30 protein-coding genes and 1 tRNA gene are annotated in these 22419 nt (G+C 59.6%); 15 read left to right on the forward strand and 16 right to left on the reverse strand.

Features of this window, described 5'->3' with window-relative positions; translation table 11 throughout:
* Nucleotides 1–2: 2 nt before the first annotated feature.
* The 3 genes from WH367_RS19130 to WH367_RS19140 form a co-directional block, all read right to left on the reverse strand.
* On the reverse strand, nt 3–509 hold the full coding sequence (locus WH367_RS19130; protein WP_339537246.1) for a peptidylprolyl isomerase: 507 nt from the start codon (nt 507–509) through the stop codon (nt 3–5).
* 68 nt (nt 510–577) lie between these two features.
* Nucleotides 578–1162, reverse strand: coding sequence for a peptidylprolyl isomerase (locus WH367_RS19135; protein WP_116925078.1), 585 nt, complete (start codon nt 1160–1162; stop codon nt 578–580).
* A gap of 181 nt (nt 1163–1343) precedes the next feature.
* Nucleotides 1344–1946, reverse strand: coding sequence for a tetratricopeptide repeat protein (locus tag WH367_RS19140; protein WP_339537247.1), 603 nt, complete (start codon nt 1944–1946; stop codon nt 1344–1346).
* Nucleotides 1947–2228: 282 nt separating this feature from the next.
* Here WH367_RS19140 and cysS point away from each other — a divergent pair, with 282 nt between their 5' ends.
* From cysS to WH367_RS19170, 6 genes are all read left to right on the forward strand, one after another.
* Nucleotides 2229–3614 (forward strand): cysteine--tRNA ligase, encoded by a 1386-nt coding sequence (gene cysS / locus WH367_RS19145; protein WP_339537248.1) that lies wholly within the window; start codon nt 2229–2231, stop codon nt 3612–3614.
* A 57-nt stretch (nt 3615–3671) separates the two neighbouring features.
* The gene (locus WH367_RS19150; protein ID WP_339537249.1) at nt 3672–4322 is read left to right on the forward strand and encodes a DNA-3-methyladenine glycosylase family protein; all 651 of its coding nucleotides are present in this window, start codon (nt 3672–3674) and stop codon (nt 4320–4322) included.
* A gap of 77 nt (nt 4323–4399) precedes the next feature.
* Nucleotides 4400–5374 carry an acetyl-CoA carboxylase carboxyltransferase subunit alpha gene (locus tag WH367_RS19155; protein ID WP_116925082.1) on the forward strand — a complete coding sequence of 325 codons (975 nt, stop codon included), beginning with the start codon at nt 4400–4402 and terminating at the stop codon, nt 5372–5374.
* Between the two features lie 83 nt (nt 5375–5457).
* Nucleotides 5458–6429 carry a tRNA lysidine(34) synthetase TilS gene (gene tilS, locus WH367_RS19160; RefSeq protein WP_339537250.1) on the forward strand — a complete coding sequence of 324 codons (972 nt, stop codon included), beginning with the start codon at nt 5458–5460 and terminating at the stop codon, nt 6427–6429.
* Between the two features lie 77 nt (nt 6430–6506).
* Nucleotides 6507–7787 carry an aspartate kinase gene (locus tag WH367_RS19165; protein WP_133858990.1) on the forward strand — a complete coding sequence of 427 codons (1281 nt, stop codon included), beginning with the start codon at nt 6507–6509 and terminating at the stop codon, nt 7785–7787.
* A 25-nt stretch (nt 7788–7812) separates the two neighbouring features.
* A tRNA-Ser gene (locus tag WH367_RS19170) sits at nt 7813–7905 on the forward strand.
* Between the two features lie 84 nt (nt 7906–7989).
* Here the strand turns inward: WH367_RS19170 and WH367_RS19175 are convergent.
* The 7 genes from WH367_RS19175 to WH367_RS19205 form a co-directional block, all read right to left on the reverse strand.
* Nucleotides 7990–9201 carry a site-specific integrase gene (locus WH367_RS19175; RefSeq protein ID WP_339537252.1) on the reverse strand — a complete coding sequence of 404 codons (1212 nt, stop codon included), beginning with the start codon at nt 9199–9201 and terminating at the stop codon, nt 7990–7992.
* A 160-nt stretch (nt 9202–9361) separates the two neighbouring features.
* Complete coding sequence (locus tag WH367_RS19180) at nt 9362–9607, reverse strand: hypothetical protein (protein WP_339537253.1); 246 nt, start codon at nt 9605–9607, stop codon at nt 9362–9364.
* Nucleotides 9604–10428, reverse strand: coding sequence for a hypothetical protein (locus WH367_RS19185; protein WP_339537254.1), 825 nt, complete (start codon nt 10426–10428; stop codon nt 9604–9606). The genes WH367_RS19180 and WH367_RS19185 overlap by 4 nt, the downstream gene beginning before the upstream one ends.
* Entirely contained in the window at nt 10425–11219 is a 795-nt protein-coding gene (locus WH367_RS19190) for a hypothetical protein (protein WP_339537255.1), read from the reverse strand. Before WH367_RS19190 ends, WH367_RS19185 begins: the two co-directional genes overlap by 4 nt.
* Before the next feature lie 79 nt (nt 11220–11298).
* On the reverse strand, nt 11299–12180 hold the full coding sequence (locus WH367_RS19195; RefSeq protein WP_339537256.1) for an ORF6N domain-containing protein: 882 nt from the start codon (nt 12178–12180) through the stop codon (nt 11299–11301).
* A complete protein-coding gene (locus WH367_RS19200) occupies nt 12177–12467 on the reverse strand; it encodes a hypothetical protein (RefSeq protein WP_339537257.1) in 291 nt (96 codons plus the stop codon). The genes WH367_RS19195 and WH367_RS19200 overlap by 4 nt, the downstream gene beginning before the upstream one ends.
* Nucleotides 12464–12619, reverse strand: coding sequence for a toxin-antitoxin system HicB family antitoxin (locus WH367_RS19205; protein WP_339537258.1), 156 nt, complete (start codon nt 12617–12619; stop codon nt 12464–12466). Before WH367_RS19205 ends, WH367_RS19200 begins: the two co-directional genes overlap by 4 nt.
* Before the next feature lie 101 nt (nt 12620–12720).
* Between WH367_RS19205 and WH367_RS19210 the strand changes: the two genes are divergently transcribed.
* The gene (locus WH367_RS19210) at nt 12721–13161 is read left to right on the forward strand and encodes a toxin-antitoxin system HicB family antitoxin (protein WP_339537259.1); all 441 of its coding nucleotides are present in this window, start codon (nt 12721–12723) and stop codon (nt 13159–13161) included.
* On the opposite strand, the gene WH367_RS19215 is transcribed toward WH367_RS19210, so the two are convergent.
* On the reverse strand, nt 13156–14010 hold the full coding sequence (locus WH367_RS19215; RefSeq protein WP_339537260.1) for a hypothetical protein: 855 nt from the start codon (nt 14008–14010) through the stop codon (nt 13156–13158). The genes WH367_RS19210 and WH367_RS19215 overlap by 6 nt on opposite strands.
* On the reverse strand, nt 13982–14143 hold the full coding sequence (locus tag WH367_RS19220; protein WP_339537261.1) for a hypothetical protein: 162 nt from the start codon (nt 14141–14143) through the stop codon (nt 13982–13984). Before WH367_RS19220 ends, WH367_RS19215 begins: the two co-directional genes overlap by 29 nt.
* 301 nt (nt 14144–14444) lie before the next feature.
* Between WH367_RS19220 and WH367_RS19225 the strand changes: the two genes are divergently transcribed.
* Nucleotides 14445–15170 carry a hypothetical protein gene (locus WH367_RS19225; protein WP_339537262.1) on the forward strand — a complete coding sequence of 242 codons (726 nt, stop codon included), beginning with the start codon at nt 14445–14447 and terminating at the stop codon, nt 15168–15170.
* A gap of 50 nt (nt 15171–15220) precedes the next feature.
* On the opposite strand, the gene WH367_RS19230 is transcribed toward WH367_RS19225, so the two are convergent.
* The 3 genes from WH367_RS19230 to WH367_RS19240 all read right to left on the reverse strand — a co-directional run bounded on the left by WH367_RS19230 (nt 15221) and on the right by WH367_RS19240 (nt 17242).
* Nucleotides 15221–15487 (reverse strand): DNA-directed RNA polymerase subunit alpha C-terminal domain-containing protein, encoded by a 267-nt coding sequence (locus WH367_RS19230; protein ID WP_339537263.1) that lies wholly within the window; start codon nt 15485–15487, stop codon nt 15221–15223.
* Nucleotides 15488–16168: 681 nt separating this feature from the next.
* Entirely contained in the window at nt 16169–16591 is a 423-nt protein-coding gene (locus WH367_RS19235; RefSeq protein WP_313330287.1) for a hypothetical protein, read from the reverse strand.
* 15 nt (nt 16592–16606) lie between these two features.
* Nucleotides 16607–17242, reverse strand: a complete 636-nt coding sequence (locus tag WH367_RS19240; RefSeq protein ID WP_339537264.1) for a S24 family peptidase — start codon at nt 17240–17242, stop codon at nt 16607–16609.
* Between the two features lie 80 nt (nt 17243–17322).
* On the opposite strand from WH367_RS19240, the gene WH367_RS19245 reads away from it, so the two are divergent.
* Nucleotides 17323–17550: a transcriptional regulator gene (locus tag WH367_RS19245; protein WP_260719100.1), complete on the forward strand. Its 228-nt coding sequence runs from the start codon at nt 17323–17325 to the stop codon at nt 17548–17550.
* Here WH367_RS19245 and WH367_RS19250 read toward each other — a convergent pair.
* The gene (locus WH367_RS19250; RefSeq protein WP_339537265.1) at nt 17547–17765 is read right to left on the reverse strand and encodes a hypothetical protein; all 219 of its coding nucleotides are present in this window, start codon (nt 17763–17765) and stop codon (nt 17547–17549) included. The genes WH367_RS19245 and WH367_RS19250 overlap by 4 nt on opposite strands.
* 59 nt (nt 17766–17824) lie before the next feature.
* On the opposite strand from WH367_RS19250, the gene WH367_RS19255 reads away from it, so the two are divergent.
* The 6 genes from WH367_RS19255 (at nt 17825) to WH367_RS19280 (ending at nt 22263) form a co-directional block, all read left to right on the forward strand.
* Nucleotides 17825–18313: a phage regulatory CII family protein gene (locus WH367_RS19255; protein ID WP_339537266.1), complete on the forward strand. Its 489-nt coding sequence runs from the start codon at nt 17825–17827 to the stop codon at nt 18311–18313.
* 100 nt (nt 18314–18413) lie between these two features.
* On the forward strand, nt 18414–18605 hold the full coding sequence (locus WH367_RS19260) for a hypothetical protein (RefSeq protein WP_339537268.1): 192 nt from the start codon (nt 18414–18416) through the stop codon (nt 18603–18605).
* A 2-nt stretch (nt 18606–18607) separates the two neighbouring features.
* Nucleotides 18608–19060, forward strand: coding sequence for a hypothetical protein (locus WH367_RS19265; protein WP_339537269.1), 453 nt, complete (start codon nt 18608–18610; stop codon nt 19058–19060).
* A 340-nt stretch (nt 19061–19400) separates the two neighbouring features.
* Nucleotides 19401–20153: an ATP-binding protein gene (locus WH367_RS19270; protein WP_339537270.1), complete on the forward strand. Its 753-nt coding sequence runs from the start codon at nt 19401–19403 to the stop codon at nt 20151–20153.
* Entirely contained in the window at nt 20150–21586 is a 1437-nt protein-coding gene (locus WH367_RS19275; protein WP_339537271.1) for a replicative DNA helicase, read from the forward strand. The genes WH367_RS19270 and WH367_RS19275 overlap by 4 nt, the downstream gene beginning before the upstream one ends.
* A gap of 416 nt (nt 21587–22002) precedes the next feature.
* Nucleotides 22003–22263 carry a hypothetical protein gene (locus tag WH367_RS19280; RefSeq protein WP_339537272.1) on the forward strand — a complete coding sequence of 87 codons (261 nt, stop codon included), beginning with the start codon at nt 22003–22005 and terminating at the stop codon, nt 22261–22263.
* The last annotated feature ends 156 nt before the right edge of the window (nt 22264–22419 follow it).

The following is a 22419-nucleotide window of genomic DNA, read 5'->3' on the forward strand; positions in this document are numbered from 1 at the left end:
TATTACAGGGCCACCGCCTTTTCGATCAGCACTTCGTCCTTGGGCACGTCTTGGTGCATGCCCTTGGAGCCGGTCTTGACGGCCTTGATCTTGTCGATCACGTCGTTGCCCTGGACCACCTTGCCGAACACGGCATAGCCCCAGCCGCTAGGCGTGGGCGAGGTGTGGTTCAGGAAGTCGTTCTTGGCGACGTTGATGAAGAACTGGGCGGTTGCCGAGTGGGGATCGCTGGTGCGGGCCATGGCCACGGTGTACTGGTCGTTCTTCAGACCGTTTTGCGCTTCGTTCTGGATCGGCGCCTGGGTGGACTTCTGGTCCATGCCCGATGCAAAGCCGCCGCCCTGGATCATGAAGCTGTTGATCACACGGTGGAAGATCGTGCCGTCATAGTGGCCGCTCTTGACGTAGCTCAGGAAGTTCTCGGTGGACTTGGGGGCTTTGTCTGCGTCGAGTTCCAGCGTGATGACGCCGTAGTCTTTGATATGCAGTTCAACTTGTGGATTGCTCATGGTGTGTTTCCTGTTGAGAAAGGTGGGAAGGGCGCCGCAGCCCGGTTGGGGGCCAGCGGCAGGGCCATTTACTTGACGACGGTGGCCGACTTGATGATGACCGGGGTCTTGGGCACGTTCTGGTGCGGGCCGGCATTGCCGGTTTGCACGGCCTTGATCTTGTCGACCACGTCATTGCCGCTGACGACCTTGCCAAACACCGCATAGCCGTGGCCATCGGGGTTGGGGGCGTTCAGCGAATCATTGTTCTGCACATTGATGAAGAACTGCGCGGTGGCCGAGTCGGGCACTGCCGTGCGGGCCATTGCAATGGTGTAGGTGTTGTTCTTGAGGCCGTTGTTGGCCTCCAGTGGGATCGGCGAGCGCGCGGGCTTTTGCTGCATATCGGGGGTGAAGCCGCCGCCCTGGATCATGAAGTTGCCGATCACGCGGTGGAAGATCGTGCCGTCATAGAACTTGTCGTTCACGTACTGCAGAAAGTTGGCCACCGTCTTGGGCGCTTTTTCTGGATTGAGCTCGACCACGATGTCGCCCATCGAGGTCGCCAGTTTCACGCGGGGCTGGTCCGCTGCTTGCGCGGCGCTCGTCAGCAACATGCCGCCGGCCAGTGCCAGGCCGCCCAGAATGGAAAGAGTGTGTCGTTTGGAAGGCATCGGTTTCCTCTGTCGTTGAATACGGTAGATGGCCAGCGCAGGGCGCTGCGGGGTCCGCAAGGCATCCTGCGCTGCGCGCAAATCATGGGCGTTGCAGCGTCTGCGTTTGCACGGTGTGCGTTTGCACCCTATGCGTTGCACCGAGTTGAGGGCCAACGGTGCAAGATTCAAGGCAAGGCCCTTACTTTTTTGCGTCGGGCGCCGCTGCCGGGGCAGCCGGCGCTGCGGCAGCGGGTGCTGCAGCAGCGGCAGGCTGGGCCCGGGTCACCAAGAGGCGCAGGCTGCTGATCTTGGGCTGCAGCCGCGCTTGCTGGGCCGGCGCCAGCGTGCTGGCCTTGCTCAGTGATTGCTCGGCCAGGCGGATATAGATATCGCCCAGGTTTTCATAGGCGGTGGCATAGCCGGGGTTGGCCCGCACGGCGTCTTGCAGCGCGCGGCTGGCTTTTTCCAGCTGGTTGTTCTGGGCGTAGAGCACGGCCAGGTTGTTGTAGGGCTCGGGCAGTTCGGGGTATTCCTGCACCAGTTTCTCGAACGTGGCCGTGGCTTCGTCGCGCTGGCCGGCGTTCATCTGCGCCACACCCTGCAAAAAGCGCCATTGCGGGTCACGCGGGGCCTGCTGGATCTTGGGCTCCAGCTGCTCCAGGGCCAATGCGGTCTGGCCAGACTGGATCAGCTTTTCCACAGCCGTGTATTCGTCCGCATAGGCGGCGCCGCAGCTCAGCGCAAGCGCCAGCAAGGCGGCACGGGGCATCAGGGGGGAGAAAAGGCAACTGACTAACTTCATAGGGTTCGGGCGCGCTGGGCGCGTGCAAGTGGCCTGCAGGCTTATACTGCAGCGCATTGTAGCTGAGGGGGCTGGCGCCCCGGAACGACGGGCGGCCATGGTTTGCAGGGCATGGTCTCGGGCATCAGCTACCATACACGGTTCGGCGGTTCCTGCCGGGCGGCGGTGCCCGGGCAGGCGCTGCCAAACCCGTGCCCCAGCCTCTGTCAAGAGGATGGACGCGGAACGGGGCAGGGCGCCAGGCGTCTTTCCCTCTCTCAACCACAACCACGCTAATTTTTCATGAGTTTGCGCATCTACAACACGCTTTCGCGTGCGCTGGAGTCATTTGTTCCGATTGAGCAGGGCCATGTCCGCATGTATGTATGCGGCATGACGGTCTATGACCTCTGTCACCTGGGACATGCGCGCTCGATGCTGGCGTTTGATGTGGTGCAGCGCTGGTTGCGCGTCAGCGGCCTGAAGGTGACCTATGTGCGCAATGTCACCGACATTGAGGACAAGATCATCCGCCGCGCCGTGGAAAACGGCGAGACCATCCGCAGCCTGACCGACCGCATGATCGAGGCCCTGCACCAGGATGCCGATGCGCTGGGCATCGAGCGGCCCACGCATGAGCCCCGTGCCACCGAATACGTCCCGCAGATGCTGTCCATCATCTCGCAGCTGGAAGGAAAAGGCCTGGCCTACCGCACCGAAGGTGGCGATGTGAACTATGCCGTGCGCAAGTTCCCCGGTTATGGCAAGCTGTCGGGCAAGTCGCTCGACGAGCTCAATGCCGGCGAACGCGTGGCCGTGCAGGACGGCAAGGACGACCCGCTGGATTTTGTGCTGTGGAAGAGCGCCAAGCCCACCGAACCCGACGAGGCCAAGTGGCAAAGCAGCTATGGCACGGGCCGGCCGGGCTGGCACATCGAGTGCTCGGCGATGAGCTGCGCGCTGCTGGGTGAGACCTTCGACATCCATGGCGGCGGCGCGGATCTGCAGTTTCCCCACCACGAAAACGAGATTGCCCAGAGCGAAGGCGCACACGGCCAGCCACTAGCCAAGATGTGGATGCACAACGGCTTCATCAACGTCGACAACGAGAAGATGTCCAAGTCCCTGGGCAATTTCTTCACGATCCGCGATGTGCTCAAGCGCTACGACGCAGAAACCATCCGCTTCTTTGTGGTGCGCACCCATTACCGCAGCCCGCTCAACTACAGCGATGTGCACCTGGACGACGCCCGCAATGCCTTGAAGCGCCTCTATACGGCGCTGAGCCTGGTCGCCGCCGAGCCGGTGACCATCGACTGGAGCCACCCGAGCGCAGCGCGCTTCAAGGCGGCGATGGACGAGGACTTTGGCACGCCAGAAGCGGTGGCCGTGCTGTTTGAGCTGGCTGCCGAAGTCAACCGCAGCAAATCGCCTGCGGTGGCGGGGCTGCTCAAGGCACTGGCTGCTACCCTGGGTTTGCTGCAGGCCGACCCTGCCGCCTACCTGCAAGCGGGCGCCACCGTGGATGCCGCTTATGTGGAGGCGCAGATTGCGCTGCGCGCCGCTGCCAAGGCGGCCAAGAACTATGCGGAATCGGACCGCATCCGCGCCGAGCTGCTGGCCCAAGGGGTGGAGCTCAAGGATTCCGCCCAAGGCACGACCTGGACGGTAGTGCAGGCAGGGGCCTGATGCGCGCTGTTGGTGGTCTGACTCTCTCCCTGGCGTTGACGCGGTCCGTCTAGCCCTATGCCTGGTATCAGCAACAAACCGCTGTCTGCGGAAGACTGGGCCGTCGCCTGCAAACATCTGGCCCGCAAGGACCGGGTGATGCGCCGGCTCGCGCCGCTGTATGCCGGCGAGATGCTGCGCCGCGAGGCCGACGGCTTTGCGCTGCTGATGCGCTCGGTGGTCTGGCAGCAGCTGTCCGACAACTCGGCGCGCCAGCTGTGGAAGCGGCTGGTGGCAGCGCTCGGGTCGGCTAGCCCCAAGGCCATGCTGGCCCTGACGGACGAGGCGGCCAAGGCCATCCGCCTGCCGCAGCGCAAGCTGGGCTATCTGCGTGATCTGGCTGCATGGTTTGTGCAAGAGCCCAAGGATGCGCTGTCCTGGGTGCATGTCGATGACGACGCGGTCATCGAGCAGCTGATGGCGCAACGCGGCCTGGCGCGCTGGGGCGCGGAGATGTTTTTGCTGTTCCATCTGGGGCGGCCCAATGTGCTGGCCATTGACGATGCGGCGCTGCTGCAGGGCATCAGCGACCATTATTTTTCGGGTGAGGCCGTCAGCCGCAGCGATGCGCGCGAGGTGGCCCAGGCCTGGCAACCCTGGGCGAGTGTCGCGGCCTGGCTGATCTGGCGCTCCCAGAATGCCATGCCACTGGGGCAGGATGCAGATTGATCTGGTTTGGCCGCATGCGGTTACACTGTCGGTCGTTATGAGAAGGCTGCCTGCGGCTTTTCTCGAGGAGAATCATTTTGGCGAAAAGAACATTCCTGGATTTCGAGCAACCGATTGCGGAGCTGGAAACCAAAATTGATGAACTGCGCTATGTGCAAAGCGAAAGCGCAGTCGATATCTCTGAAGAGATTGATCAGCTCAGCAAGAAAAGCCAGCAGCTGACCAAGGACATCTACAGCGAGCTTTCCCCCTGGCAGATCACCAAGATCGCACGCCACCCCGAGCGTCCCTACACCCTGGACTATGTGAACGAGATCTTCACCGATTTCGTCGAAATGCATGGCGACCGCCACTTTGCCGATGACCTGTCCATCGTGGGCGGCCTGGCACGCTTCAATGGCAACCCCTGCATGGTGGTAGGCCACCAAAAGGGCCGCGACACCAAGGAGCGCACCCTGCGCAACTTTGGCATGAGCAAGCCCGAGGGCTACCGCAAGGCGCTGCGCCTGATGAAGACCGCCGAGAAGTTCAAGCTGCCGGTGTTCACCTTTGTCGATACGCCCGGCGCCTACCCCGGCATTGACGCCGAAGAGCGCGGCCAGTCCGAAGCCATTGGCCGCAACATCTATGAAATGGCGCAGCTGGAAGTGCCGATCATCTCCACCATCATCGGTGAAGGTGGCTCGGGTGGCGCGCTCGGTATCTCGGTGGCCGACCAGGTGCTGATGCTGCAGTACTCGGTGTACTCGACCATCAGCCCCGAAGGCTGCGCCTCCATCTTGTGGAAGACCAGCGACAAGGCCCAGGAAGCGGCCGATGCCATGGGCATTACCGCCCACCGCCTCAAGGCCCTGGGCCTGATCGACAAGATCATCCACGAGCCCGTTGGCGGCGCCCACCGTGACCACAAGCAAATGGCGGCGCTGCTCAAGCGCGGCCTGAGCGATGCCTTCCGCCAGCTGGCCGATCTGAAGCCCGCCGAGCTGCTGGACCGCCGCTACGAGCGCCTGCAAAGCTATGGCCGTTTCTCGGACACCAAGGCTGAGCATTGATACGCGCTGCTGGCCGCCGCTGATGCTGCGCCGCTGCTGCCAAGCCTCCCTTTGCGGAGGCTTTTTGCTGTGGGGCGCGCGCCATGGCTGAGCCCGCCATTGTTACCGCGCTGAACGGCTGGCAGCCCGCACTGCCGCTGGCTGTGGCCTACAGCGGTGGGGCCGATTCCACCGCCTTGCTCTGGGCCTGCCTGCAGCGCTTTCCAGGCCAGGTGCATGCCATCCACATCAACCACGGGCTGCAGGCCGCAGCCGCGGTATTTGAAGCGCATTGCCGCGCCCAGTGCGCGGCCTGGGGCGTGCCGCTGATGGTGGTGGCGGTGAATGCCCATGCGCTGCCCGGCCAAAGCCCGGAGGATGCCGCACGCATTGCGCGTTACCAAGCGCTGACCCAGGCCGTGCTGGCTGCTGACGAGGCAGCGAAGGGCCGTATCCAGACCATGGCGCTGGCCCAGCATGCCGACGACCAGGTCGAAACCGTGGTGCTGGCGCTGTCGCGCGGCGCCGGGGTGGCCGGCCTGGCGGGCATGCGCGCGCAGTGGCAGCGCGCTGGCCTGCAGTGGGCGCGGCCCTATCTGGGGCTGGGCAGTGCGCAGATCCGTGCTGACCTGGCTGCGCTGGGCATTGCCTGGGTCGAAGACCCCAGCAACACCGACACCCGCTACACACGCAACCGCATCCGCCAGCAGGTGATGCCCGGCCTGGTGCAGGCCTTTCCGCAGATCGCGCAGACGGTGGCGCGCAGCAGTGCCAACGCAGCGCAGGCGGCCGAGCTGCTCGATGAGCTGGCGCGGATCGACCTGCAGGCCACCGGGGCGCCGCCGCGCATTGGCGCGCTGCAGGCGCTGAGCGAGGCGCGCATGGCCAATGTGCTGCGCTACTGGCTGCGCACGGCCCATGGCCAGACGCCGAGCGCTGCGCAGCTGTCGCAACTGCTGCTGCAGCTGCAGCGCTGCACCACGCGGGGCCACCAAATCCATATAAAAGTGGGCCGTGGGTATATACAGCGCCACAGAGATGTCATCGATTGGTACAATCCGCCAGTTTTGGTCTGACTAATGTACGATTCCGACGGCGTGCCAAAACACTTTGCATCAACGCCGAGCTTCGTGTTTCGTCATCGTGATATTCAATGGCACTGATCGTTCATAAGTACGGCGGCACGTCGATGGGCTCTTCCGAGCGCATCCGCAATGTCGCCAAACGCGTCGCCAAGTGGGCAAGGGCTGGCCACCAGATGGTGGTGGTGCCCAGCGCCATGAGTGGCGAAACCAACCGTCTGTTGGGTCTCGCCAGTGAGCTGGCACCCAGCCGCGCAGACAAGTCCTATTACCGTGAGCTGGACATGCTGGCCGCCACTGGCGAGCAGGCCTCGTCGGCCCTGCTGGCCATTGCGCTGCAGGCCGAAGGCGTGCCCTCGGTGAGCTACACCGGCTGGCAAGTGCCGGTGCGCACCGATGACAGCTACACCAAGGCGCGCATTGAATCGATTGACGACCAGCGCGTGCGTGCCGATCTGGACGCAGGCCGCGTGGTCATCGTCACCGGTTTCCAGGGCATTGACCCGAACGGCAACATCACGACCCTGGGCCGTGGCGGCTCGGACACCTCGGCGGTCGCCGTGGCAGCCGCCATGAAGGCCGCTGAGTGCCTCATCTATACCGACGTCGATGGTGTCTACACCACCGACCCGCGCGTGGTCTCGGCCGCACAGCGCCTCAAGACCGTGAGCTTTGAGGAAATGCTGGAGATGGCGAGCCTGGGCTCCAAGGTGCTGCAGATCCGTTCGGTGGAATTTGCCGGCAAGTACAAAGTGCCAATGCGTGTGCTGTCGAGCTTCACGCCCTGGGATATTGCATTGGATGAAGAGGCCAAATCGGGCACTCTGATCACATTTGAGGAAGACGAAAAGATGGAAAAGGCCCTCGTATCGGGCATCGCTTTCAACCGCAGCGAAGCCAAAATCTCTGTCCGTGGCGTGCCTGACACCCCCGGCATCGCCTACCAGATCCTGGGCCCGGTGGCCGACGCCAACATCGATGTGGACGTGATCCTGCAAAACATCGGCAAGGACGGCAAGACCGACTTCAGCTTCACCGTCAACCAGGGCGACTTCAACCGCACGGTTGAGTTGCTGCGCGAAGAAGTCGTGCCCAAGCTCGGCGCTGACGAAGTCATCGGCAACCCCAACATCTGCAAGGTGAGCATTGTCGGTATCGGCATGCGCAGCCACGTGGGCGTCGCATCGACCATGTTCCGCGCGCTGGCCGAAGAGGGCATCAACATCCAGATGATCTCCACCTCCGAAATCAAGACCTCGGTCGTGATCGATGAGAAGTACCTGGAACTGGCTGTTCGTGCCCTGCACACCGCTTTTGGTCTGGATTCTGCAGAAGTTTCCAAATCGGCCTGATTTTTCAGGTTAGAATAGCTGTATTGGAAACGTGACCGAGTGGCCGAAGGTGCTCCCCTGCTAAGGGAGTATGGGGTGTAGAGCCTCATCGAGGGTTCGAATCCCTCCGTTTCCGCCAATAAGATAAGCCCCAAGTGATTGATTCACTTGGGGCTTTTTCTTTGCCTAGGTGGTGCGCTCTCTAGTCATCCCTAATCCATCCCTAAATCGCTTCTTTTCGGGGTGTGGCCTGGGTGGTGATCGCTGCATTGACTGCTGCGAGATTGGCGCCTCGATCCGCTGACGGAATCCACTTTGCATAGTCGCGCATCATTACCTGCACAGAGTGCCCGTGCTGCATGGCCACCCACATGGGATTCGCGCCGGCCATGAGCGCCAGGGTTACGCTGGTGTCCCGGCATTCCTTCGGTGCCCTGTAACGCACGCCAATGGCGCGCAAGGTGAGACGCCAGGCCCGGCGCTGCGATTGCTCATCGTGATAGGGCGCTCCAGTATTCGGGTTGTAGAACACCTCCGCATTCATTGCAGCGGTTCTTGCCCGCTGACGCTGGATCACGCTGGCGGCGCGCTGGTTCAGCTCCACAGTGCGCTCGACGTTGGTTTTAGTGCGGTCCTTTTCCATGGTCATGACCTTGGAGCGGCGAACAAGTACCGTGGCCTTGCGCAAGTCCACATCCTCCCAGCGAAGCGCTATATGTTCGCTAGCTCGCAATCCAGCAAAAAACGAGAACTCGAAATAATCCGTCATCACATCCCCAAAGCGCTTTTGCATTTCCTTGAGAATCAACTCAACCTCATCAGGCGCAAAAGGATCGGGGTTTGCTTTCTGGATCTTCTGGTTATCAATGCCTTCTACTGGATTGCTAATGCGGCTTGGTGGTTTGCAGATTAGATCGAATACCCCGCGCAATGGGATCAGAATATTATTCTGAGTTTTGCGGGATAGTCCCTTCATTTTGCGACCGGTTTCTAGATCAATCCGGTCTTTGCTCAACGTAGCCAAATGAGTGAGTACCATCTCATGGCTTATTTTCTCTGGCCGCAGCTTTCCAAATGTGGGAATCCAATATGCATTTAGGTGGCGAACATAAATTGCGTGAGTTGAATACTCCAAGCTCCGGGCGGAGAGAGTGACCCATACCTTAGACCACTCTAGGAATGTCCGCATGCCAGCTTCGCTCTCTGGCTGATGTTGCTGCAGGTGCTTGTAGTCGGGGAAATGCGCTGCGAAGCTAAAGGTTCCGTGCTTGATTTCTTCGACTATGGTGGCTCGCAGCCTGGCTGCGTGTTTAAGGTTTGCGGCGGTCGGGCGAAGATCGAGCGTAGGGGATACCTGCTTTTCGTTCCAGGTGAAACGAACCTCTATGCGGTCGCCTCGCGGTCTAACACCTCCTGTCGTTGCTTTGCGGCCCATTGGTTATAACCTTCCATATCAATCAAAATATTGTTATCCGGGGCGCGAACATATTCCTTGCCTTCAATCCAAACTCCCCGGTGAATCTTTGTCTCAACTGCGCGATCAGAGTATCCAGTCTCTGCGCAGAATTTGACGATACGTACAAATCGTGCGACCATCATGGCTCCTTTCGGATCTTATTGACCTTGCTCAGCGCCCGCTTTGCGGTGGTGAGGTGCAGGCTTTGCACCTCATGCTGTGCTTGGTCCTGCTCATTCTTGAACCCGTCGCGCTTCCATTCGCGCAATACGATTGCCATCCAGTTGACGGCATGCCAAAGGGCTACCGTCTCAACCTTGGCCAACTTGGTCGGGCCCGCAGCCTTTTGTCCGGCCTGCAGTTTTTTCGTTGTCCCGCTGCTCATCCCAGAACTCCCAAATCACCATCAGTGATCCGTTTGGCGCTTGTGAGCAGGTAATTCACCCCGTGCAGCACGCCGTCATCGTGTTCAGTTGCGTATGGCACAGTCAGAGTGAGTAACTTGCAGATGGAAGTAGACGCGTCAGGAAGGTCGCCTTTCGTGAGGGTTCCCACTTCATCGCGGTCAAGCCTCGCCTCTGTCTCGCTGAGATAAGCGTTCAAAAGATCCCGGAAGGCGAAAATTACATCCTCACCAGCTTCGTCGGCATAGTGGTTGAGGACATGGCGGGCGCAGTCCATGTGCAAATGAGCCTGCCAAAACAACTCTTTCAGTTGCTCTTGAGAGAATTGTTTTCCATCGAGTGGAGTGGGACTTGGTGCTGGCGCAGCCTCCCGACTTGGCCGTGGCACATCGGTGAAGATCATTTGATGCACAGGCATGCCGGCAATGATCGCCAGGCGCTCCGCGGCGTTGTTGATGTGCAGCGTGCGCTCCACTGATTCGTCATCGCCAGGTACAAGCCGTGCAGAATTTATGCATGCCGCTATGTCGTAGACGGTGTTCTCCGCATTCGAGTTCGAGAAGTGACCTTTGGCGGCATCGAACGCGATCATGGCTCCAATGGAAAGCAGCCGGTCGGACTCTCCGCTGAATGCATGATCTTCATCGGTTCCACTGGCCTGCGCCAAGAAGTCTCCAACTTCTGCAAACAGGGCTGAGTCTTCCAAAATTGAATTCGCTGGCGTTTGCGCAGGAACTGGTGCGAAGGATGCCACTTTGCGGCCGCGAGCTTTTGCAGGTGGCTTTTCAAGAACGGCATTCATGCTTGCACTCCTTTTCCCGCTTCTGCGAAATTGGGCCCATAGGTCCAACGCTCGAAGTCCCCGACGATGTCGCCACCCAGGGCATCATCTGCAGCAGCGCCGATGTATTGGGTAATGGCCTGAGCCCCACCAAGCAACACTTGGCTCTCGTAGCCGATCTTTGAGTCTGCCTGCATCTGCATGAGCAGCTCGTTCACGGTGCCTGCCTGCTGGGCGACGAACTCAAGCACTCGGCGCTGTTGAGCATGGGTCTTCCCCAGTGGCGGTGGCTCAATGCGGCGGATCGGCGGCATCGGGCGGTCGCGGAATGTCCTGATGCCAGCGAAGGTGGTCAAGGCCCGGAGAGCTTCCAGCGTGCCTGGCAGGCCTGCAATTGCTGCGTGCAGGCGTTCCGCATATTGGTCGATATGCTCAAGCACAGCTGCAGTTGCTATGGCCACTGGCATGTCTGGGCGTGAGGCCTTTTCGATCAGTGAAGAAGTGGTGAGCACATGGGAGCGCAACAGTTCCAGGCTTGCGAGCGCTCCCATGGGAGGGCCGTCAGCTTGATCAGGATTAAGCAGGTGAAAGATCACGGTGTCGCAATCTATTGCTGCACCCAATGCTTCCGGCATACCCTTCATCTCAGCCTCAGACAACTCGGTGCAGAGGTAGTGAAGAATCTTTAGCGCTTCCTTCTGCAGGCGCTCGGCCTCTGTGGGTTGCGGCGGCACTGGACTGCCGTGCTTAGCCTGCTGGCGCGCAGGGCTCCGCTTGGCCTCCGCTTTGGGAGGCGTCATAATCTCGGACATGATTCGGTCCTTGTGAAAGAGTGGCGGGTCTAGAAACCCTTGAGCAGGTCAGAGCGCTCAGGGGTTTCGCTTTGGTGGGTCACGCTGCAGAGCCTTGTGGGCCAGACTGTGCGGGGCTGCTGGAGGTCTTGCGCTTGGTTGTTTCGGCGGGCAAGTTGTCGCGCACCACGTTGACGACAGACTCATACCAGTCGATCTGCAGGCCGGAATGATCGTTCTCGGCTTTGTAGTCGTGGATCTCGCCAAACTTGGTGCCGGCCTCTGTCAGAACGTAGCCGTCCTCCACTTTGCGCTGCAGGCCCAGTGCCAGCAGCACCTTGTTGACTGCTTGGCCGCTCACCTTAGCCCGGCCTGTCTGCTCTTGAATGCGCTGCCCGATCTGGGTAGGGTTCAAGTGGACCATCTGGTCCAGTGGCAGTGCAGGGAGGGCGCGGCGAAAGTCGCTGAAATCCAGGCCCGTCTGCTCGGAGAACGCTTTGAGCTTCGCAGCCGCCAGTCGGCCAAGTCGGATGCCCGGTACGTTCTTGATGGCATCGCCGACGAAGTTAATGAGCTTCACCTGCTCCAGCGCTGTGCGGCCGCGAATGTGGGCAGATTTGGGCGGCGCAGCAACTTCCTGGGCGCGGAAGTAACCAGTGACGAGCTGGCGCTGTACTTGCCAGGCTAGATCGTCGGTGAAGGACTTCACCAACATCAGGTAGCCAGACTCGGTAACCAAGATGCCCTTAGCAGTGCGCGGCGCGAAAGCATCGCCCAGCGACTGCGTACGGATTTCGTCCGCAGTCACTTCATAGAAATCCTCACCTTCAACGAGACGATGTTTGTGCTCATTGAATGTGCGGCGGGCTGTCCCCTCCGGACGGGCATGCACCTCATCAATCTGTGCGAGTGTGGCCACGCGCTGGCCCCGGTACTCGATCACCTGCAGGTCCGTGTCGTTGATCTTGACGATATTGCTCATTGCGGTACTCCTTCCAGGTTTGCGGGGGTGCCCTCGGGCTTGCGGGACTTGCGCAGCAGCTCGCGGATCAGGCCATAGGCGTAAGCGGTCGCGTTCTCCCGGTCTTCCATCACGAATTGCTCCATGACAGTGGTGGCCATGTGAAACGAGGCTTCATCCACGGTGTCGCCCTCGCAGTGCTGAATCCAGGTTTCGTGGGCCGTCTCTTCGCCGAGCTTGAAGGCATCGTCTCGCTCGGTATCGACCGTGATCTGCGGGGTCACGGTGCTATCTGTTGTCACTTTCATGGGGTTCCTTTCTGCGCGACTTCGCGCTCCAATAGACGAACGATCAGACTGTTCAAGCTGATGTGCTCTTGCTTCGCATGGGCCTTGGCAGCTGCCTGCAATGCAATGGGCACTCTTAGGGTGAAGGTGACCTGATCTTGTTGAGTTTGCATAGATCACTCCTGATCGGCTTCACTTTGAAGCTGGTTTTTAATGTACTTCGGCTTCATTTTGGTGTCAACACCATTTTGAAGCCGTCGCATAGAATCGGGGTATGGCACAAGACGACTACATCCGGACCGCGCTGCGGGTCCCTCCTGATCTGCACAAGGTCATACATGCGGCCGCTGACAAAGCTGGCCGTAGCTTCAATGCACAACTTGTGTTCCTACTTGAAAAAGGGCTCAAGGCTCCAGAGGCTTACATTCAGGCACCAAAAAGCATTGGTTCGCTGGATCCGGATGGTGAATACCGCGAGAAGGATCCCAAGGAGCTGTTTGCAGAGATGGCGGCTTTGATCAGAAGGGCTTCGTTTCTAGCAAACGTCTTCGAGTCGTATGCAGACGGTCCTCCGGACATGCCCGATATTTCTCAAGTACCCGATTGGGCCGCTGGAGCCCCGTCCAATACAGTTACTCCTGTGGAGCCAAAGGGGCGCCGTCTAAGAACTCCCAGGCCTGTCGTCGCACCAGAGGTTTCCAAGAAGAAGTCATGATCCACTGCGGCTGCAAAGGGCAACCTTTTGCCAGCCGCCGGCAATCAGGTTGCGCAGAATGTCCGGGGTCTCGTTGCGGTCCATCCCGTCTTTGTCCTCCAGGTGCTGGTACACCTGCAGCGCTTCATCCTTGGAGCGTGGTGGGATCTTGGCCAGCATTGCAAAGCAGTAATCGTCGTGTGCGCGGCCGGCAGGATCGGCGTCACTGGTGTAGATAGAAAAGATGTTGCGCAGCCAGTAGAGCGAGTCCCAGTAGTCCTGCTCATAGAGGCAGTCAGAGAGCGTATGCGGCACAAGCTCTGGGTGCTTGGCGAAGCGTGCAGCTGCTTCCTCTAGGTCGTACACGCCCCAGTCTTTATCGCGCTTGAGTCCCCGCACGGCCTTTTTGCAGAGCGTCTCCGCTGGCGTCATCTCGAATAGCGCCTTCTCACTTCCAAAGCGAGCTAGAGCCTCATCCTGGCGAGCCTTTTTCTTGACGGACGATTGGGCTAAGTCCTCCAGGTTGGCAAAGTCAAAGCCACCGAATACAGCTGCCAAAGCGTTGCCGCCACTTGCTCGCACCAGGTAGTCGCTGTATCGCCGTTCAAGGTCCTTGGCGGGTGTTTTGATCTTCTTGAAGGCCTCCAGCGCATTCTCGATCAGCGCCGGGTGTGCCGTCTTGATGCAATCGCGCAGCCATAGCACTGCGTCGAGCTCACGGTCGCCGGTTTCATTCTTTGGCGCGGGCGTCTGCACGGTGGCCAGTGCTGTGCTGGCGCTGAGCGCGATGGGAGGAAGTGAGAAGAGGGCGCGGAATTCTTGGTTATCGGTCCTGGTGTCCTTACAGGCGCTGGCGGACAGCGCGTTCAACTTCTGCGCGGCCGTCGTTGCGCACGTTGCCCCAGACCAGGCCACAGGCCCAGGCTGCAGCCGTGGCCCAGCTGGCGCCGGCCCAGCGGCGCATGGTGAAAAGTCGGTAGGCGAGGGTGATTTGTTCGGCCATTGCGGCTCCGTTGTCAGTGCCCGGGTGGGCGGGTTATCAGTGGCCGCAGGGCAGGCCTTCGCCTGGCTGTGGTTCGCGTTCTACGGGGCCGCCGCAGCTGCCGCAGCGGAGAGGAGCGGAAGAGTTGTTTTCAGCCATGTTGGGCTCCAGAAATGGAAATGCCCGCTCAGGGGCGGGCTGGGTTGAAGGGTGCCGGGCCCTGAAGGGCGAACCAAGCGCGGAGGAGGACGCGCATGGACCGGCGAAAACCGATTAAACGAATACTCCAAGGGCATAATCTCCGGATACAGGAGGTTACGAAATGTCGATGTCCGCTGAGGGTCAGTTTCGCTTGGAGGGATGCACGGTCTTGGGCGCTAACGGCTTTCCGTTTGCTGCCGGGGGCACCTTGAGCGTGCAGTTTGATGAGGGGGCAGTGAACTTTATTGGGCCAGGACGAAGTGCTTTGTTTAGCTATGCTGAGCTTGCCGAACTAAATATCTCGGGCCCGGGTTCTGTCACTACAGGGGGCGGGTTTGTCGGGGGTGGATTTGGAGTCGAGGGAGCGCTTCAAGGAATGGCGATAGCTGCGGTGTTGAATCTCATTTCCACACGCACGAAAATCCATACCTTCCTCACTTTCATAGCCAACTTCGGCGAGATCCACCTTCACTATTCGGGGATGGAGCCTAGTGCTCTGAGGATCGCGCTGGCGCCTGTCTTTGTGAAGCTGCGCCGTCTGGAGCCCAGTTGGATTGCTAATAGAACAAACATTCTGGATAACCAGTTGGCGGCAGGAGCTATAGATCGAGAAGCGCATGGTGCTGCACTGCGCCGGCTGACTGTCACTTCGGATTGGAAGGACCCGGTTCTAGAGGTACGGGATCTAAAGGCTCTGAAACATGCTAGTGACAGAGCACTACTTGAAAGCGCTCCAAAAGGAACCTGTCCAAACTGCAGCGACGTTATCCCAGTAATCTCCGAGTCCTGCCCGAAGTGCAAAGCAGCCTTTGGCATCGGCTCAGCCTGGCAGATTCTTCCGTTATAGATTTAAAACCTAAGTCTTCTGTCGCAAGGCGCGGGCCACCTGCTGAGGGGCTAGGCCAGACTCTTGGCATCGTTTTGGATAGATGCTGCGGATGCACTTACGTGTCTCTCGTACTTCCTTGCCTTCGGATCAAATTTCTGATCAGGGAAGAATGCTGCCTCAACGGCGCGAAGAGAGGTGATGCCGAATCCTTCGACGCGCAACAGTCGTTCGGGGTAGTTCGCCCGGATCTGTTCAATGGTGTCTATGCCAGCTCTTGCGAGCCTCCGCGTAGTGCGCGTGGACAGCAAACTGGAAATCTTGGCCGAATCGTTCATTGATATTTTTGTGTCGATGGTTTGAGTTCGATAGATTATTTCATGATGCGTGTGCTTTAAATGTTAGCTATCGTTTCTTTGTTTGATTTCTATCAAATCTATCTAGAGGAGGCCTAAGCCCTCTGTCACAAGGCTTGGGTTTCCCGCCCGGATACGCTCCGGGCAGGCGTGCTGGGATTCCAACCAGCATTGCCGTTCCTGTTCTCGGTCGCATTCACCTCACCAATTGAGCCTTGCAGGGCTACGGCTGGGCACCGCGCAGAGCAGCGGCCGTGCCCGCTGATGCAATTGGCCGGACGAATGCCCCACAGGCGGGGCACGCAACATCGGCGCCTGACTTTTTAAAGACCTGGAGGGGGGCTCGCTCGATCACTGGCACCCATCGCCTGTTGCAACTTCTGCGTGGTCATCCCGGTGTGTTGGGCCTGGCCTCCAGCTGCCAGCGGTGATTCACCGGCTTAGGTCCCTACGCATACCAATCGCTTCGGGGTGGCTGGATCGCTTTTTGTTGCTGCGACGGTTGAAGTATAGTGAATCTATCCTTAATGTCAAGCTAACCTATCCCTTGATGAATAGAAAAAATAGTCTCTGCGTGGCTGCGTGCGGTTCACAAGGGAGATAGATTTCTTTCAGGCAACAAAAAACCGCCCTAAGGCGGCTTGAAGGTGAAGTGATTTCAACCTAGAAGCAGGCGGCGTCAATTCCGGAATTTGCTGCCACATCGATGTGTGGATATCGGTTGCCGGTGGACTCAATGGTCCCAGAGTTGTTGCTTGCGGCAAATCGCTTAAAGCCAACATATGCGCCGTAGCTGTTCTTACCGTTGACCTCTCCACAAACAACTTTGCCATTGGTGAAATGCATCACACGAACATTGCGAAACTGAGCAGCAGCTGGATCTTTCAGGTTGCGCGCGATTGCTTCCTGAGCGCTTGCCTTCAGATCATCCTGAGACTTCCCACTGTCCAGAAACATCTGAGACTCACTGGAGTACAGAACAACCTGTTGGTAAGCCGCAGACTGCAAGCGATCTAGCGGCGTTGGCCCGGTCGCACATCCTGTAAGAGCTGCTGTTGCAGCAATTGTGATAGCAAACTTTTTCATGTCCCCTCGATTCCATCAATAAGGTTCAAACGCATCGGGTGGCACGCTTCCTGCCACGCGATGGATCTTATCAATGTCGACCATGTCGATGGTCATTGGCGTGTACCCATTGTTGATGCTCAGCAGCTGCACCTCGCCATCCCGCGACCAGTTGAGCAGCTTCAGCAACTTCTTGCCATTATTCAGCGCCACCACTACATCCCTGCCGGGCTGTGCTTCGATATTTGGGGTGATCACTACAAACTCGCCAGCCCTGTACCGTGGGTGCATTGAGTCGCCTTTGACTCTCAGTGCATACGCACCAGGATCTTGGGCCCAGTACATCACGAAGCCTTCCCCATGTCCAACTGGGTATTGCAGTTCTTCAAGGTAGCCATCATCACCGGCCTTAACGCTTCCCACTACAGGGATGGCGCGAGCCTGGCGCAGCTTGGGCGCTTCATCTGCATTTGCTTCTGGAGCTGTGGTTGAGTTTGGTGCCGGATAGCCAGTGACATCTGCGATGCGCTGAACCATCTCAAAGCTAGGCGAGTGCAGGCCTTTCTCCCAATGACCGACGTTGGCCTTAGTGCGCCCAACAGCTTCACCAAGCTGTTCCTGTGTGAGTTTTCCGTGCTTGCGAGCCGCGCGCACCCAGTCATTAAGTTCCATATAGCAATCGTATAGAAATACTTTACACAATGTGGATAGAATATATTGCCTGTAAAGTCTAGAAATGCTATCCTCTGGCGATGCAAAACCCAATTGACACCGCCGCCGAAGTGGTCGGCTCTCAACAAGCTCTAGCGGTGGCCTTAGGTGTCACCAAGGCTGCTGTCTGGCAATGGAAGAAGCAAGTGCCAGTTATTTACTGCCTGCGCATCGAGCGACTGACCGCTGGAAAGGTCAGCCGCAAAGATCTTCGGCCCAACGACTGGCATCTGATTTGGCCAGATCTCATCGAGCCAGCCACCGCTTAGGCCGCAGCCTTCGCCATTTCCACCCGGCTACCCGTGAACCGAATGACTGCCTCCCCGCTTATCCAATTCACCTCTAAGCATGAGGTTTGGAGCGTGCGAGTGGTGCGCCCATCTGCATCAACGTTGGTGGTGACGCTGGTTCGCATGCTGTTGTGGATCTGCTTGCCCAGCAGTTGCGGGCGGCGGGCGGTGGCGGAGGTGTTTTGCGTTTTCATGCAGCCAGTATCTGAAAGCTGCGCCAGTTGAACAACATCCAGAAACAGAGGTAACGGATATGAACCCCCAAGATGCACTGCGCCAGATGGCCAAGAACTACCCAGGCGGTTACGAGAGCCTGGCGCCCCGGGTCGGCAAGACCGCCGAGGTGCTGCGCAAGGAGCTGTCTGGCGATCCGAAGTTCAAGCTGGGCCTGAGCACCGCCACGCTAATTTCTGAAATCTGCATCGAGGCCAACACGCCTCATTGCCATGACTTTGTGAATGCGATTGCGGCCGATGGCGGAGGCTTTGTGCGCTTGCCCGTGGTCGAGATGGAAGGCGGCCCATGCGTGCATCGCTCGATTTCCAGCGTCACGCAGGAGCTGTCTCATGTGGTCAGCGCCGCACTGGAAGGCGATGCAGATGGCGTGATCTCAGACAACGACCTGGCCCGCATCCATAAGGAAGCTGCAGAGGCGCTGGCTGCGGTCCAGTTGCTGATCCAGACCGTGGAAGCAAAGCACAAACAAGGCAAGAGCGCTGTGCGCGCTGACGCTGCGGCTTAAAGGTTATGCCAGCGGCCAGGGTAGCTCCCGCACAGCAGATCCACCACCTGCCGGCCGCTGGCCTTCTATCTGTGGTGTTCCTTCATTTTGTGGTGGACACATGCCAATAGCAGTACAGCAGCAAGACGAGATTCAAGTCTCATTCGCCCAGGGCGGCCAAATCGTCATCACCCAGGAGCCTTCTGATTTGCAGAGTGCCTCCAGCAATGTTTTCGTGGCAGTCACCAACGTGGATGCCCTGATCCGCGCAATCCGCGCTGCCAAGCGCCAGGCGCTGGAGAGGGAGGGCTGAGTATGGCAGGTGACTGGATCAAGATGCGCGGCAATCTGTGGGATGACCCACGGGTGGCCGCTTTGGTGGACGCCACCGAGACCACTGAGGCGGCAGTAATCGGCGGGCTCTACTGGCTGTGGACTACTGCTGATCAACACACTGAAGACGGCCTGATGCCTGGCCTGACCTTGCGGCAGATCGACCGCAAAACGGGCGTGCCTGGTCTTGGAAAAGCCCTGTGCGAAATCGGATGGCTTGCGGAAAGGCCCGAGGGAGTTTGCTTGGAAAACTTCACCGAACACAACGGGGCGTCCGCAAAGCGTCGCGCTACAGAAGCCCAGAGAAAAGCAAATTCGCGCAAGCCGTCCGCATCTGATGCGGACAACAAGCGGACAAACGCCGGACAGGATTCGGACGAAATCCGCCAAGTAGCGGAGCTAGAGAAAGAGAAGAGAAGAGAAGAGAAGAGATAAATAACACCGTAGCTAACGCTACGGGCGGCGATGCCGCCGGTCTGCCAACAGAGCTGCCGAAGGATGAGCTTTGGAAGGCAGGGAAGTCGCTGTTGATGCAGGCCGGCATGCCGAAGGCGCAGTGCGGGAGCTTTGTCGGCAAGCTTGTGAAGGACTACGGGGAGGGGGTGGTGGTAGAGGCAGTGAGAGCCGCTGTGGTGGCCAGGCCGGCAGACCCAGCGCAGTACATGAAGGCTGCCTGTATGCGAGCTGTTGGCAAGCGTTCTGGAGGCGGGCCGACAGCTGGCACCCAGCAGCAGGAATTCGATAAGGGCTACTACGAAGGTGCGGAGAGCTGGGGATGACTGATACACGAAATGAAAACTGCCCCACCCATGGGGACTACACCTCCCGCGTGAACGCAGAGACAGGCCGCTGGACGCGTTGCTGGGGCTGCGTGGAGGCGGAGATTCAGGCGCAAGAGGCGCTGGACCGTCAGCGGGAAAAAGCTGCAGAGGCTGGCCAGGTGCTGGCGCAACTGATTGACAGCAGCGGCATGGAAGGCCGCATGCTGCGCGCATCGTTCGACAACTACGAGGCAAGGGAGCCCGCACAAACGGTCGTGCTTGCTGCGTGCCAGGCCTTTGCTGAATCCGTGGACCTGGATGGCAGCCGCAATCTGTGGCTTATCGGGCCGCCTGGCACCGGCAAGACGCACCTTGGCAGCGCAATCGTGAGCCACCTCATCCGTGAGCGCGGCATCCCTGCTGCGATCTACAGCGCCCGGGAGATTGTGCGGATGCTGCGCGCTACCTGGGGGCGCAATCGTGACGAAGACGCCGAAACCGAGAGCGAGGTGATTGACCGACTGGGCGAGATTGGCCTGTTGGTGCTCGATGAGGTCGGTGTGGGCTTCGACAAGGAGGCCGAGCGCACCCAAATTCTCGATGTGATCGACCGCCGCTACAAGCTGGGCCGGCCCACTGTGGTGCTGTCCAACTTGCACGCCAAGGATGTGAGGCCAGTCTTGGGCCCCCGGGCATTCGACCGGCTGCGCGATGGTGCTGAGATGCACGTTTGCGCCTGGGAAAGCCACCGCAAGGAGAAACGATGAACGCAAGAAGTGGCTTTGACATGCAAGACTTTGAATCGCAGTTCCCCGCTGAGGCGGTGCCCATGTGGAAAGACCCGTCGCTTGTTCCGGAGCAGAGCGTTCTGGGAGCGCTGCTGAGCGGCGGCGCAGAGGCCTTTGACCAGGCCGCTGGTCATGTGTCGGCCGGCAGCTTCGCTCATCCACTGCACAAGAGCATCTGGAGCGGGGTGGAGGGGCTGGTGCTGGCGGGCCGCGATGTTGACCCCGTGGTGGTTCTGCAGGAGCTGCAGGGCAAGGTCGATGATGCGTATGCAGACGGGCTGCCGAGCTACCTCAACAACCTGACCGGCTCTTTCGCCTCGGTGCGGATGGTCACGCACCATGCTCGCATTGTTGCCAACCTGCACCGGCTGCGCCGGGTGGCGGATGCCTCGGCAAAGGTGGGCGAGTTGCTCAAGGATAAATCGCTCTCAGCCGAAGAAATCTCTGGTCAGGCTGTGGCGCTGTTTGATGCCATCGCTGATGAGCGCATGACCTCCGAAGCGAAGTCGGTCGGTGAGCTGACCATCCCTTTCCTTGACGAGTTGGAGGACCTGGCAGACGGCAAGGCCGTACTGGGGCGCGAGACGGGCATTACGAAGCTGGACTACATCCTGGCTGGCGGCACATATGACGGGCAGCTGATCGTCATAGCTGCGCGGCCAAGCGTGGGGAAGTCGTCCTTTGCCCAGCAGCTGGCGCTCAACCAGGCAGAGCGGGGCTATCCCTCCGCATTCCTGGGTATGGAAATGAACGAGAAGGAGCTGATGCGCCGCACGGTGGCCAATCTCGGCCGGGTGCCGCTGCGCCTGCTCAAGACGGGCAAGCTCAGCCCTGATGACTACGGCCGAGTGCCCGACGCCATGGAGCGCGTGCGAGATCTGCCGCTGTACTTCGAGTTTTGCCCAGGCGTAAACCTGGCAGAGATCTCCGCGAAGATCCGCAAGCTGGTGCGCAAGCACAAGGTCAAGCTGGTGGTCATCGACTACCTGCAGCTGATGGCCGCCACTGATGAGCGCAAAGATCGCCGCGTACAGCTCGAAGAGATCACCCGCAACCTCAAGCGCCTGGCTGGCCTGTTGGGCATCACCATCGCGCTGCTGTCCCAGCTCAATCGGGAGGTGGAAAAGCGCTCCAACCCCAAGCCCCAGCTTTCCGACCTGAAGGAGTGCGGTGCCATCGAGGAGGACGCCGACATTGTGCTGGTGCTGTGGGACCACAAGAAGGGCGACATCGATGAGCCATCCATCAAGGGACTCGGCGCCATCAAGGGCCGGGACTTAGGGCAGAGCGACATGGCCCTGCACTTCGAGGGCAAGTATCAGCGTTGGTCCGAATCCACCGAATCCCTCACCAGTAACACCAACACCACCGGCGCCACACGGGCGCACAAGAGGTATCCCGATGACTACTAAGCCAGCAGAGGCAACGCATGTGCTCCTGTGGAGCCAAACCCAATCAGCGCTGCATGTAGAGCCAGTGGAGTCAATGCTCAAGTGCAACCGCCGGGCCTACGTCGAGAACGCCTGTTCTGACTGGGTGCCCATCCACCTGGGGTCTGAGGACGAATGCCGAACGGCGTCAACCCTTGTCATGAACACCCTGAGCCAGCGACCAGCTGGCGCTACCCATCCCCAATAACCGAAACGGAGCCCGAATGAACTTTGCAGAGACAGCAGCACTATCCACCCCAGCGCGCCGCAGCGGCCGGGGCTATGTGGACATCACCCATGTGTTGCCTGAGCATCGTGCAATGGATGCACGCCTAGCCAATTGGGGGCGCTGGTGCCATGGTCCTAAGCGCCGCGAAGTATGCCCCATGTTCCGTGGCATGCCTCGTCAGCCTCAGCTGCGTCAGCCGGGTGATGTCGCGCCCGAGCTGATGGACTCTATGGACGCGGCGAAGGTTGCCAAGGCGGTGGCCGGCTTGCCTGAGAAGCACCGTGCCGCATTGAACTGGTGCTATGTGATTGACCCGCGCAGCAAGGAAGCCAGCCCAGGCCGCGCATGCAAGAAGCTGGGCACCAGCCTGCAGGGCCTAGCCGATCTGCTGCGTGATGCGCGTCAGATGCTGATCAACAGGGGGGCGTGACATGAGCTGCGCCAACCGTGAGGAGCGACCACTGAGCGAGGCTGAGCGCCTGGTCAATGTCCACTACCTGGGCCACTGTCTCCATGAGAACCGGAGCGTGTGGCTAGATCGAAATATTGGTTGGCGCAGTCGTTGCTGGGGCTGCCGGCGAGAGAT

Origin of the sequence: Comamonas sp. MYb21 (assembly GCF_037479395.1) — a bacterium.
In the GTDB taxonomy this organism is placed as follows: domain Bacteria; phylum Pseudomonadota; class Gammaproteobacteria; order Burkholderiales; family Burkholderiaceae_C; genus Comamonas.

What these genes read in the sequence shown, in the direction of transcription:
- WH367_RS19255 (WP_339537266.1), top strand. Translation starts at nt 17,825, where the DNA reads ATGAACCCCCAAGATGCACTGCGCCAGATGGCCAAGAACTACCCAGGC.
- WH367_RS19265 (WP_339537269.1), top strand. Translation starts at nt 18,608, where the DNA reads ATGGCAGGTGACTGGATCAAGATGCGCGGCAATCTGTGGGATGACCCA.
- WH367_RS19210 (WP_339537259.1), top strand. Translation starts at nt 12,721, where the DNA reads ATGGCACAAGACGACTACATCCGGACCGCGCTGCGGGTCCCTCCTGAT.
- WH367_RS19190 (WP_339537255.1), bottom strand. Translation starts at nt 11,219, where the DNA reads ATGTCCGAGATTATGACGCCTCCCAAAGCGGAGGCCAAGCGGAGCCCT.
- tilS (WP_339537250.1), top strand. Translation starts at nt 5,458, where the DNA reads ATGGCTGAGCCCGCCATTGTTACCGCGCTGAACGGCTGGCAGCCCGCA.
- cysS (WP_339537248.1), top strand. Translation starts at nt 2,229, where the DNA reads ATGAGTTTGCGCATCTACAACACGCTTTCGCGTGCGCTGGAGTCATTT.
- WH367_RS19275 (WP_339537271.1), top strand. Translation starts at nt 20,150, where the DNA reads ATGAACGCAAGAAGTGGCTTTGACATGCAAGACTTTGAATCGCAGTTC.
- WH367_RS19205 (WP_339537258.1), bottom strand. Translation starts at nt 12,619, where the DNA reads ATGCAAACTCAACAAGATCAGGTCACCTTCACCCTAAGAGTGCCCATT.
- WH367_RS19245 (WP_260719100.1), top strand. Translation starts at nt 17,323, where the DNA reads ATGCAAAACCCAATTGACACCGCCGCCGAAGTGGTCGGCTCTCAACAA.
- WH367_RS19240 (WP_339537264.1), bottom strand. Translation starts at nt 17,242, where the DNA reads ATGGAACTTAATGACTGGGTGCGCGCGGCTCGCAAGCACGGAAAACTC.
- WH367_RS19175 (WP_339537252.1), bottom strand. Translation starts at nt 9,201, where the DNA reads ATGGGCCGCAAAGCAACGACAGGAGGTGTTAGACCGCGAGGCGACCGC.
- WH367_RS19200 (WP_339537257.1), bottom strand. Translation starts at nt 12,467, where the DNA reads ATGAAAGTGACAACAGATAGCACCGTGACCCCGCAGATCACGGTCGAT.
- WH367_RS19280 (WP_339537272.1), top strand. Translation starts at nt 22,003, where the DNA reads ATGCCTCGTCAGCCTCAGCTGCGTCAGCCGGGTGATGTCGCGCCCGAG.
- WH367_RS19165 (WP_133858990.1), top strand. Translation starts at nt 6,507, where the DNA reads ATGGCACTGATCGTTCATAAGTACGGCGGCACGTCGATGGGCTCTTCC.
- WH367_RS19130 (WP_339537246.1), bottom strand. Translation starts at nt 509, where the DNA reads ATGAGCAATCCACAAGTTGAACTGCATATCAAAGACTACGGCGTCATC.
- WH367_RS19140 (WP_339537247.1), bottom strand. Translation starts at nt 1,946, where the DNA reads ATGAAGTTAGTCAGTTGCCTTTTCTCCCCCCTGATGCCCCGTGCCGCC.
- WH367_RS19150 (WP_339537249.1), top strand. Translation starts at nt 3,672, where the DNA reads ATGCCTGGTATCAGCAACAAACCGCTGTCTGCGGAAGACTGGGCCGTC.
- WH367_RS19195 (WP_339537256.1), bottom strand. Translation starts at nt 12,180, where the DNA reads ATGAGCAATATCGTCAAGATCAACGACACGGACCTGCAGGTGATCGAG.
- WH367_RS19230 (WP_339537263.1), bottom strand. Translation starts at nt 15,487, where the DNA reads ATGAACGATTCGGCCAAGATTTCCAGTTTGCTGTCCACGCGCACTACG.
- WH367_RS19250 (WP_339537265.1), bottom strand. Translation starts at nt 17,765, where the DNA reads ATGAAAACGCAAAACACCTCCGCCACCGCCCGCCGCCCGCAACTGCTG.
- WH367_RS19185 (WP_339537254.1), bottom strand. Translation starts at nt 10,428, where the DNA reads ATGAATGCCGTTCTTGAAAAGCCACCTGCAAAAGCTCGCGGCCGCAAA.
- WH367_RS19225 (WP_339537262.1), top strand. Translation starts at nt 14,445, where the DNA reads ATGTCGATGTCCGCTGAGGGTCAGTTTCGCTTGGAGGGATGCACGGTC.
- WH367_RS19180 (WP_339537253.1), bottom strand. Translation starts at nt 9,607, where the DNA reads ATGAGCAGCGGGACAACGAAAAAACTGCAGGCCGGACAAAAGGCTGCG.
- WH367_RS19270 (WP_339537270.1), top strand. Translation starts at nt 19,401, where the DNA reads ATGACTGATACACGAAATGAAAACTGCCCCACCCATGGGGACTACACC.
- WH367_RS19260 (WP_339537268.1), top strand. Translation starts at nt 18,414, where the DNA reads ATGCCAATAGCAGTACAGCAGCAAGACGAGATTCAAGTCTCATTCGCC.
- WH367_RS19235 (WP_313330287.1), bottom strand. Translation starts at nt 16,591, where the DNA reads ATGAAAAAGTTTGCTATCACAATTGCTGCAACAGCAGCTCTTACAGGA.
- WH367_RS19220 (WP_339537261.1), bottom strand. Translation starts at nt 14,143, where the DNA reads ATGGCCGAACAAATCACCCTCGCCTACCGACTTTTCACCATGCGCCGC.
- WH367_RS19135 (WP_116925078.1), bottom strand. Translation starts at nt 1,162, where the DNA reads ATGCCTTCCAAACGACACACTCTTTCCATTCTGGGCGGCCTGGCACTG.